The sequence below is a fragment of the Brevundimonas sp. genome, from assembly GCF_031082345.1.
Taxonomy (GTDB): Bacteria; Pseudomonadota; Alphaproteobacteria; order Caulobacterales; family Caulobacteraceae; genus Brevundimonas.
Genome location: NZ_JAVHLH010000122.1, coordinates 1 through 8,307, shown reverse-complemented (window position 1 = coordinate 8,307; position 8,307 = coordinate 1). Strand labels below are relative to the sequence as shown.

Annotated in this window: 10 protein-coding genes and 1 pseudogene; 3 read left to right on the top strand and 8 right to left on the bottom strand. The window is 70.1% G+C overall.

The window, feature by feature from the left end; genetic code table 11:
• The coding region (locus tag RDU12_RS09210) for a DUF2083 domain-containing protein (RefSeq protein ID WP_308684487.1) at window positions 1-549 on the top strand (549 nt) is incomplete at its 5' end.
• A gap of 3 nt (window positions 550-552) precedes the next feature.
• Here the strand turns inward: RDU12_RS09210 and RDU12_RS09205 are convergent.
• Together RDU12_RS09205 and RDU12_RS09200 are read right to left on the bottom strand one after the other, a co-directional pair.
• On the bottom strand, window positions 553-1,977 hold the full coding sequence (locus tag RDU12_RS09205) for a M1 family aminopeptidase (RefSeq protein WP_308684486.1): 1,425 nt from the start codon (window positions 1,975-1,977) through the stop codon (window positions 553-555).
• A gap of 65 nt (window positions 1,978-2,042) precedes the next feature.
• Complete coding sequence (locus tag RDU12_RS09200; protein WP_308684485.1) at window positions 2,043-3,032, bottom strand: WYL domain-containing protein; 990 nt, start codon at window positions 3,030-3,032, stop codon at window positions 2,043-2,045.
• Window positions 3,033-3,120: 88 nt separating this feature from the next.
• Here RDU12_RS09200 and RDU12_RS09195 point away from each other — a divergent pair, with 88 nt between their 5' ends.
• The gene (locus RDU12_RS09195) at window positions 3,121-3,351 is read left to right on the top strand and encodes a hypothetical protein (RefSeq protein ID WP_308684484.1); all 231 of its coding nucleotides are present in this window, start codon (window positions 3,121-3,123) and stop codon (window positions 3,349-3,351) included.
• A 73-nt stretch (window positions 3,352-3,424) separates the two neighbouring features.
• Window positions 3,425-4,912: a sulfotransferase gene (locus RDU12_RS09190; protein WP_308684483.1), complete on the top strand. Its 1,488-nt coding sequence runs from the start codon at window positions 3,425-3,427 to the stop codon at window positions 4,910-4,912.
• Here RDU12_RS09190 and RDU12_RS09185 read toward each other — a convergent pair.
• The 6 genes and pseudogenes from RDU12_RS09185 to RDU12_RS09160 all read right to left on the bottom strand — a co-directional run.
• Entirely contained in the window at window positions 4,900-5,322 is a 423-nt protein-coding gene (locus RDU12_RS09185; RefSeq protein ID WP_300290403.1) for a DUF1801 domain-containing protein, read from the bottom strand. The two genes, RDU12_RS09190 and RDU12_RS09185, sit on opposite strands and share 13 nt — an antisense overlap.
• 29 nt (window positions 5,323-5,351) lie before the next feature.
• Window positions 5,352-6,770: an NAD(P)(+) transhydrogenase (Re/Si-specific) subunit beta gene (locus tag RDU12_RS09180; RefSeq protein ID WP_300290405.1), complete on the bottom strand. Its 1,419-nt coding sequence runs from the start codon at window positions 6,768-6,770 to the stop codon at window positions 5,352-5,354.
• A 27-nt stretch (window positions 6,771-6,797) separates the two neighbouring features.
• Complete coding sequence (locus tag RDU12_RS09175) at window positions 6,798-7,088, bottom strand: hypothetical protein (protein ID WP_300290407.1); 291 nt, start codon at window positions 7,086-7,088, stop codon at window positions 6,798-6,800.
• Window positions 7,085-7,423 (bottom strand): NAD(P) transhydrogenase subunit alpha, encoded by a 339-nt coding sequence (locus RDU12_RS09170; RefSeq protein WP_300290409.1) that lies wholly within the window; start codon window positions 7,421-7,423, stop codon window positions 7,085-7,087. Before RDU12_RS09170 ends, RDU12_RS09175 begins: the two co-directional genes overlap by 4 nt.
• Window positions 7,423-7,668, bottom strand: a complete 246-nt coding sequence (locus tag RDU12_RS09165) for a hypothetical protein (RefSeq protein WP_300290411.1) — start codon at window positions 7,666-7,668, stop codon at window positions 7,423-7,425. Before RDU12_RS09165 ends, RDU12_RS09170 begins: the two co-directional genes overlap by 1 nt.
• A pseudogene (locus RDU12_RS09160) lies at window positions 7,665-8,307 on the bottom strand (NAD(P)(+) transhydrogenase (Re/Si-specific) subunit alpha); the annotation flags it as partial. The gene RDU12_RS09165 and the pseudogene RDU12_RS09160, both read right to left, overlap by 4 nt.

The window sequence follows — 8,307 nt, the reverse complement described above, 5'->3', positions numbered from 1 at the left end:
CTTCAGGCTCGTTTCGGCGTGTCGTTCGAGCAGGCGGCGCACCGCCTGACCACTCTGTCGCGGCCGACGGCGAGAGGCGCGCCCTTCTTCCTGATGCGCGTCGACCAGGCCGGAAACATCTCCAAGCGCTTCGCCTCGGGCGCCTTCCCCTTCTCGCGCTTCGGCGGCGCCTGCCCGCGCTGGCGGCTGCACAGCGCCTTCCGCACCCCGGGGCGCATCGTCACCCAGATCATCGAGACGCCCGACGGCCAGCGCTGGTTCACCCTCGCCCGCACCGTCGACCGTCAGGGCGCCGGTGCGTCTTCTGGCGCCTTCACCGAGGGCCAGGACCTCGCCATCGGCCTCGGCTGCGAGCTGAAACACGCCCACCGTCTGGTCTATGCCCGCGGTCTTGATCTGGGAGCGCCCGAGGTGACGCCGATCGGTCCGGCCTGCCGGCTGTGCCACCGCCATCCCTGCGCCGAGCGTGCGGCGCCTCCCGTGGACCGGCCGCTGACGGTGGACGACTGGTCGAAGTCGGTCAGCCCCTACCCGTTCGCGGACGGTTGAGCCTCAGCCGAGAACGACCCGTCCGTCCTCCAGCCCGTAGGCCACGCCGGACCGGTCGAACAACCGGGCGACGACCGCCGCCGCGTCAGGCGCGCCCTGATCCAGCAGGGCCTCGATGTCGCGACGGGTCTCCTGATCGCCAGACACCGCATCCAGCGCGTCCAGCCACTCGTCCCGCGTCAGCACCCCGTCCGCCCGGCTGGCGTCGATCAGCGGCTTGAGGAAGTCGAACCAGTCCCCGCCCGTCGCCCGCCGCTGGGCCGCCTCCGCGATCATGGCGAACACCGCCCCGCAGGCATAGGTGGCCCGGTGTTCGCCCCGTCCGGCGGCCTCGGCGACCGGCTCGTCGGCCCGCGCCACGCAGTCGTCGACCTCCTTCTGCAGTTCGGCGCGGGCGTCCCAGTCGGGATCGATCCGCTGCATCGCCCGGATGGCCATCATGTCGGCCCCGCCCTCGGTGATCCAGGCGTCGCGGGCGCGCTCGTAGCGGACCACCTGACCCAGCCAGAAATGTGCGCTCTCGTGGCCGATGAACCAGCGCGACATGGCCAGGACGGCGGCCGTCGGCTGCACCACCCCTTCGCCCTCGAAGGCCATGACGATCAGGCCCGGCATGACGCTGCCGCCCATCGAGGTCATCCCGTCGGTGGGCCCGTCCCAACTCATCATGATCGTCGGCCGGGCGCTCTGGCCCGGGCCGAGTCGCTCGGCATAGAGGTCGGCCACGCGCGGCGCGAAGGTCTCGATGGCGTCGCCGATCCAGGCCGGCAGTGCGGGATCCGCCACGGTGATCAGCCGCTCGCCCTCGACCAGATCGGCCTCGCCAAACAGCACATAGGTTTCCGCCTCCGCCTCGGTCGCCTCGGCCACGCGTCGGCCGCGGAACAGGATCGGCCCGGCGCGGTCGCGCCAGGTGACGGTGGCGGCCCCGCCCTCCATCTCATGACCGTTCAGGTCGCGCGGCAATTCGGCTACGGCCGCGGGCGAGTCGACCGGAAAGACGTCGAACTGGCCGCTCGGCAGGGCCGTCGATCCGTCGGTGAAGACCAGGATGCTGTAATCGGCCTCGAGGTTCTCGGACTTCGGCGTGAAGGCGATGCGCAGGCGGCGCGGCACGGGGCCGCCGTCGGCGGCGCGCAGCACGTCCCGGTCGCCGATCCGCTCCAGCACTACGCCCGGAGTCAGCACCCGCCACTGCTCCAGCCGCCACGGCCGCCGCGCGTCCATGATCAGCGATGAGCTGTAGAAAGCCCACACCGGCGCGTCGCGATCCAGCACATAGTCCGCGGTCCAGCTGTCGCCGTCGCGCGTGACGGTGACCGCCGGTCGGGACTCCGAGGCGGCGGCGGGCGAAGCCAGCCCGGCGGCGGCGCAACCGCCCAGCGCGAGCGTCAAGGCCGCGAGCACGGCCGGTCCAGTCCTGAGCATGAAATGGGTCCCCTGAAGCGGCGCCATTATCGCGGGCGGGCGACCGGAGTCAGCTTAAGCTTTGGTCAGACTTGGGCCCGATCGAGGGCGCGTCCAGCCGCGGCCAGCGCGTCGGCCATCACCGTCTTGAGCCGCTCTGGCGCGACGACCTGGACCTGCTCGCCCCAGGTGAACAGATGCCAGGCCAGTTCGCGCATGCCCGAGGCGCGGAAGCGCACCACCACGCCGCCGTCCGGCTGGGCCTCGAGGCTCTGGGTCGGATGCCAGCGCCAGGCGCGCGCCTCGTCCGCGCCCTCGGGCGAGACCTTCAGCACCACATCCTCGATTTCGTCCTGGTAGATGCCGAACGACTGGCTGGCGAAGGCCTGCAGGTCGAAGTCCGGCGGCGGCGACGCCACGCCAGCCTCCGCCCGCACGGCGCTCATGCGGTCGAGGCGGAAGGTCTGGATGCGGCCGCTCTCGCGGTCGGCGGCGACCAGATAGTTGGCGCGACCGAACATCACCCCGCAGGGCGCGACATTGCGGCTGCGCGCCTCCGCCCCCGGACGGCTGTAGATGAAGCCCAGCGGCCGCCCGGCGAGGATGGCCTGGCGGATCTCGGCCAGCATGGCCTCATCGGCCGAAGGTCGCGGCCCGGCCTGCACGGCGATGGTCTCGGCCCGGACCAGCGCCTCGAGGTCCGGCGCCAGGCGGTTCAGCGTGGTCGAGCGCATGGCCGACTTCAGCTTGCGCTCCAGCGCCTCCAGCGCCGCGGCGCGGCTCGGCTCGCCGCTGGCCCGCAGCGCCTGCGCCGCCTTGGCCAGTTCGATCAGCTCGGTCGTGGTCGGGGCCTGCTCGAAGGCCGACAGGCCGCCGCGGATGCGCCAGCGCTTGTTCGGCGGGTCCGACACTTCCTCAGTCTGCGGGAACAGGCCGATGACCGCGTCGCGCAGCCGCTCGGCCGTGCGCCGACCCACGTCCAGATCGCGCTCGATCTCGCCCAGGGTCACCCCCTCGGCGCTGGCCGCCATGCGCCGGGCGAGGTCGAGAACCAGGGCCGCCTTGTCGTGTCTCATGCGCCGGAGAAGAGCATACGTCCGATTTTGACGCAACGCTGCTTCATAGTCGAACCATCGACCCACTCACCGCCCCAGGAGCTCCCCCATGGCCCGCCGTTTCGCCCCCAACGCCTCCGTCGCCGCCTCCCGCTATCTGATCGTCCCGTGCGAGGCCGACGGCTGCGGCGACCTCGCCGTCATCTGGGACCGGCTGGAGGAACAGGTCATCGACGTGATCGACGCCCGCCTGTCCGCCCGCTACGCCGACGAGGACGCCCTGTGGGACGAGGCCCGCCCGGCCTTCGACCCGGCCGAAGACTTCCGCATCGCCGCCTGAACCCCGTCCTCCGGCTTGCAGCGACGCCTCCGGGCGGCTAGCCCTCCTCCTGCCGCGGGAGGACGACTGGACCATGACGACGCAGACGGTGGATGGAGCGCAGCTGGTCAATGGCGCGCTGGCCGCATTTCAGTCGCGCGAGCGCGACGACGCCGCCTATCTGCTGGCCAAGGCGGTTCAGGTCGATCCGCCGCTGGGCGCGCGCTGGGCGTCGGTGTCGCGGCTGGCCGCAACCCTCGGCGAGATCACCCTGGCGCTGGCGGCGGCGCGCAAGCACGTCGCCGCGACGCCGACCCCCGAGGCGCGGCTCGCCTACGCCCAGTTGCTGATCCAGAGCGGCCGCACCCAGGACGCCCTGCGCGAGGGCGCCGCGCTCGCCCGCGAGCGGCCCAACGATCCGACCGCCCTGCACTTCCTCGCCACCTGCCAGGTCCAGCTGGGCGACCACGACGCCGCCATCGCCAACCTGCGCCGGATCATCGCCTTGCCGACCGTGCATCTCGGCGCCGAGAACGCCTGGCACGTGCTGGCCGACATCAAGAAATTCACCCCCGACGATCCCGACATCGCGCAGATGGAGGCAATGCTTGAGCGGATCGGGACCTCGGAGGCCACGCGCCAGAGCCGCGTGGTCATGCTCTACGCCCTGGGCAAGGCGCTGGATGACGCCGGCCAGACCGATCGCGCCTTCGCCTGTTTCGACGAGGCGGCGAAGCTGCAGAAGCTCGACAGCACCTTCAACGCCGACCATGCCGACGCCTTCGTGGACGCCGTGGTCAACGGCTGGGATCAGGCCTTCATGGACAGCCTGCCGAAGAGCACGGTCGACAGCGATCGACCGATCTTCGTCCTGGGCCTGCCGCGTTCCGGCACCACCCTGGTCGAACAGATCCTGGTCAGCCATTCGCAGGTCGTCGACGGCGCCGAAGCCAATCTGTTCCGCCCCGCCGCCATGGCCATCAAGGGCTATACCCCGGACGAGGTCCGCGCCTCGTTCGATCGGCCGGACGCCGCGACCCTGCCCAACCGCGTCGCCCGGGCCTATCTGCATCTGGTCGACGAACGCTTCGGCAAGACCGGGCGGGTGGTCGACAAGACCCTGAACCAGACGCGCTACCTCGGCCTGATCCATCAGGTACTGCCGAAGGCGAAGCTGATCTGGCTGCGCCGCGACCCGGCAGGGATCGCCTGGTCCTGCTACCGCACCCGCTTCGCCAAGGGCGTCGACTGGACCCGCTCGCTGACCGACATCGCGGCCTATTTCAAGGGCGAGGACCGGCTGCACGCCCACTGGTCGGCGGTGCTGGGCGACAGCCTGCTGACCGTGCCCTACGAGGCGCTGGTCGACGATCCAGAGACCTGGATGCGACGCATCATCGAGCACGCCGGTCTGGAGTGGGAGGACGGCGTCCGCGACTTCCACAAGACCGAACGGGCCGTCACCACCGCCAGCTTCGCCCAGGTCCGCAAGCCGATGTACGCCTCGTCCAAGGCGGCGTGGAAACGCTACGAGACCCAGCTCAAGCCGTTCTTCGACGCCTACGGTCGTCAGACCGGGTAGCGCGCGCGCAGCCGTTCCGCCGACGAGGCCGCCATCTCCTTCAGCACGGCCGGATCGACGTCCGACAGCCGGTTGACGTAGACGCAGCCCTTGCCGGCCTTGTGCTTGCCCAGCCGGGCCAGCAGATCGTCCCGGCCCTCGTCGCAGCCGGACAGGTAGAAGACCAGATTGGCCTTGCGCGGCGAAAAGCCGACCAGCGGCGCGTCGCCCTCGTGCCCGCTGGCGTAGCGGTAGTGGTAGGCCCCGAAGCCGACGATCGACGGCCCCCACATAACCGGAGGCTCGCCCGTCGCCTCGGCCAGCAGGGCGCAGGCCGCCTCGGCGTCAGCGCGCCGCTTCGGATCCTCGACGGCGGCGATGAAGTCGGCCGCGGAGGCGGCGGTGGGTTTGGTTTTCTGTTCGGCGGCCATGATCACGCTTTCCAGTTCGTCGCGCCGGGCTAGAGCGCCTTCACGATCCCCTCGACCATCTTCTTGGCGTCGGCGAACAGCATCATGGTGTTGTCGCGGAAGAACAGCTCGTTCTCGACGCCCGCATAGCCGCTGCCCATGCCGCGCTTGATGAAGAGCACGGTCCCGGCCTTCTCCACGTCCAGCACCGGCATGCCGTAGATCGGGCTCTGCGGGTCGGTCTTGGCGGCCGGGTTGGTGACGTCGTTGGCGCCGATGACGAAGGCCACGTCGCAGCTCGAGAACTCGCTGTTGATGTCCTCCAGCTCGAACACCTCGTCATAGGGCACATTGGCCTCGGCCAGCAGCACGTTCATATGGCCCGGCATCCGCCCGGCGACGGGGTGGATGGCGTATTTCACCTCGACCCCCTCCTCCTTCAGCTTGTCGGCCATCTCGCGCAGGGCGTGCTGGGCCTGGGCCACGGCCATGCCGTAGCCGGGGACGATGATGACCTTGGAGGCGTTCTTCATGATGAAGGCCGCATCCTCGGCCGAGCCCTGTTTGACGGGACGGGTCTCGGCCGCGCCGCCGGCGCCGGCCGCCGCGTCACCGCCGCCGAAGCCGCCGAGGATCACGCTGATGAAGCTGCGGTTCATGCCCTTGCACATGATGTAGCTGAGGATCGCGCCCGAGCTGCCGACCAGGGCCCCGGTGATGATCAGGGCGATGTTCTCGAGCGTGAAGCCCAGCGCCGCCGCGGCCCAGCCCGAGTAGGAGTTGAGCATCGACACCACCACCGGCATGTCGGCCCCGCCGATGGGGATGATCAGGGTGGCGCCGAGGATCAGGGCGATCAGGAACACGCCCCAGAAGGCCCAGGTCGCCGTCCCGCCGGAACCGATCATCACCCCGATCAGCAGGACGAGGCCGAGCGCCAGGCCGATGTTGATCAGGTGCCGCGCCGGCAGCAGGATCGGCGCCCCGCTCATGTTTCCGTTCAGCTTGGCGAAGGCGATCACCGAGCCGGTGAAGGTCACGGCCCCGATGGCGACGCCGAGGCTCAGCTCGATGATCGACAGGGTCTTGATGCCGCCGGTCGCCGTGGCGATGCCGAAGCTCTCGGGCGCATAGACCGCGCCCACGGCCACCAGACACGCGGCCATACCGACGAGGCTGTGGAAGGCGGCGACCAGCTGGGGCATCTGGGTCATCTGCACCCGCGCCGCGATCAGGGCGCCGAGCCCGCCGCCGACCACCACCCCGCCGCCGATCAGCGCCAGGGTCAGCGGGTCCAGCGTCCCGGTCGACCACAGGGTGGCCAGGGTCACCGCCACGGCCAGGGCCATGCCGACCATGCCCAGGGTGTTGCCGCGCCGGCTCGTCTCGGGGCTCGACAGCCCGCGCAGGCTGAGGATGAACAGGACGCCGGAGACCAGATAGGCCAGGGCCGCGATCGATGCGTTCATGTGGTCAGATCCCCCTCATCGTCGCGCTCATTTCCCTACAGGCGGCGCACCGGCCGTCCGCGCCAGCCGCCACAGGGCGGCGGCGATGAACAGCGGGCCGACGAACACCACGGCCCAGTCCCAGATGCTCATCTGTCTTTCCTGCGCCACGATCCGCAGCAGGATCGACGCAAACAGCAGCACCACCCCGCAGTCCAGAAACCGCAGCTTGCGGATGGCGTCCTTCTCGCCCAGCCAACTCCACAGCCAAAGCCCGCCCCCGATCGCCGTGGCGACCCAGGACGCGCCGACCGCGAAGGTCTGGATATCGAAACTCATCCGGCCTCGGGGGCTTTGGCGGGCGCGGGCGGCCGCTCCTTTTTGCGGTACATGGCCAGCATGCGCCGGGTGACCATGAAGCCGCCGAAGATGTTGACGCTGGCCAGGGTCACGGCCGCGACGCCGGCGCCCTTGGCGATCCAGCCATCGCCGCTGGCCGCCGCCGCCGCGATCAGCCCGCCGACCACGATCACCGACGAAATGGCGTTGGTCACCGCCATCAGCGGCGTGTGCAGCGCGGGCGTGACCGACCAGACGACGTAATAGCCGACGAAGATCGCCAACACGAAGATGGCGAGACGGAAGACGGTGGGGTCTACGGCGACGTGTTCCATTATGCGCGGTTCTCCACCAAGCGCCCGTAAATCCCCACGGCCAGCAACAGCACGGCGCCCTGCGCAACGGGCCCCAGCATGGACATCAGCAAGGTCATCCACTGGCGCAGAATGAAGGTCGGACCGCCCATCAGTTGATGCGAGCCTGAAAGAATATCGAAAGCCATCCACAGTCCGAGGAGCGGACCGAGACCTATCAGGGCCCAGGCGACACCGATCAGGATGCGCTTGATCAGCGCTGTCATCCCCTCACCCCCTCATGCACCACGGCCCCGCCGTGCGTCACCGCCGCCGCCTTGAGGATCTCGTCCTCCAGATCGACCGCCAGCGCCCCGTCCGCCACCATCAGCCCGACGAAGGCGCTCAGGTTGCGCGCATACAGGGCCGAGGCGTCCGCCGGGATGCGGCCCGCCATATTGGTCCAGCCGACGATCTGCACGCCGTTGCCGGTGGTCACCACCTCCCCCGCCTTCGCCCCCTCGACGTTGCCGCCGTTGTCGATGGCGAGATCGACCAGCACCGAACCGGGCTTCATCGAGGCCACATGCGCCGCCGTGACCAGCCGCGGCGCCGGGCGGCCGGGGATCAGGGCGGTGGTGATGACGATGTCCTGTTTGACGATGTGGCTGGCGGTCAGCTCGGCCTGCTTGGCCTGATATTCCGCCGACATCGGCTTGGCGTAGCCGGCGGCGGTCTCGGCGGCCTTGAACTCCTCGTCCTCGACCGCGACGAACTTGGCCCCGAGGCTCTCGACCTGTTCCTTCGAGGCCGGGCGCACGTCGGTGGCCGTGACCACCGCCCCCAGCCGCCGCGCCGTGGCCACTGCCTGCAGCCCGGCCACCCCCGCCCCCATGACGAAGACCTTGGCCGGGGCGACGGTGCCC

Coding starts and splice junctions, on each gene's coding strand:
- RDU12_RS09165 (WP_300290411.1), bottom strand. CDS start 7,668: ATGACAGCGCTGATCAAGCGCATCCTGATCGGTGTCGCCTGGGCCCTG.
- RDU12_RS09190 (WP_308684483.1), top strand. CDS start 3,425: ATGACGACGCAGACGGTGGATGGAGCGCAGCTGGTCAATGGCGCGCTG.
- RDU12_RS09195 (WP_308684484.1), top strand. CDS start 3,121: ATGGCCCGCCGTTTCGCCCCCAACGCCTCCGTCGCCGCCTCCCGCTAT.
- RDU12_RS09205 (WP_308684486.1), bottom strand. CDS start 1,977: ATGCTCAGGACTGGACCGGCCGTGCTCGCGGCCTTGACGCTCGCGCTG.
- RDU12_RS09175 (WP_300290407.1), bottom strand. CDS start 7,088: ATGAGTTTCGATATCCAGACCTTCGCGGTCGGCGCGTCCTGGGTCGCC.
- RDU12_RS09170 (WP_300290409.1), bottom strand. CDS start 7,423: ATGGAACACGTCGCCGTAGACCCCACCGTCTTCCGTCTCGCCATCTTC.
- RDU12_RS09200 (WP_308684485.1), bottom strand. CDS start 3,032: ATGAGACACGACAAGGCGGCCCTGGTTCTCGACCTCGCCCGGCGCATG.
- RDU12_RS09185 (WP_300290403.1), bottom strand. CDS start 5,322: ATGGCCGCCGAACAGAAAACCAAACCCACCGCCGCCTCCGCGGCCGAC.
- RDU12_RS09180 (WP_300290405.1), bottom strand. CDS start 6,770: ATGAACGCATCGATCGCGGCCCTGGCCTATCTGGTCTCCGGCGTCCTG.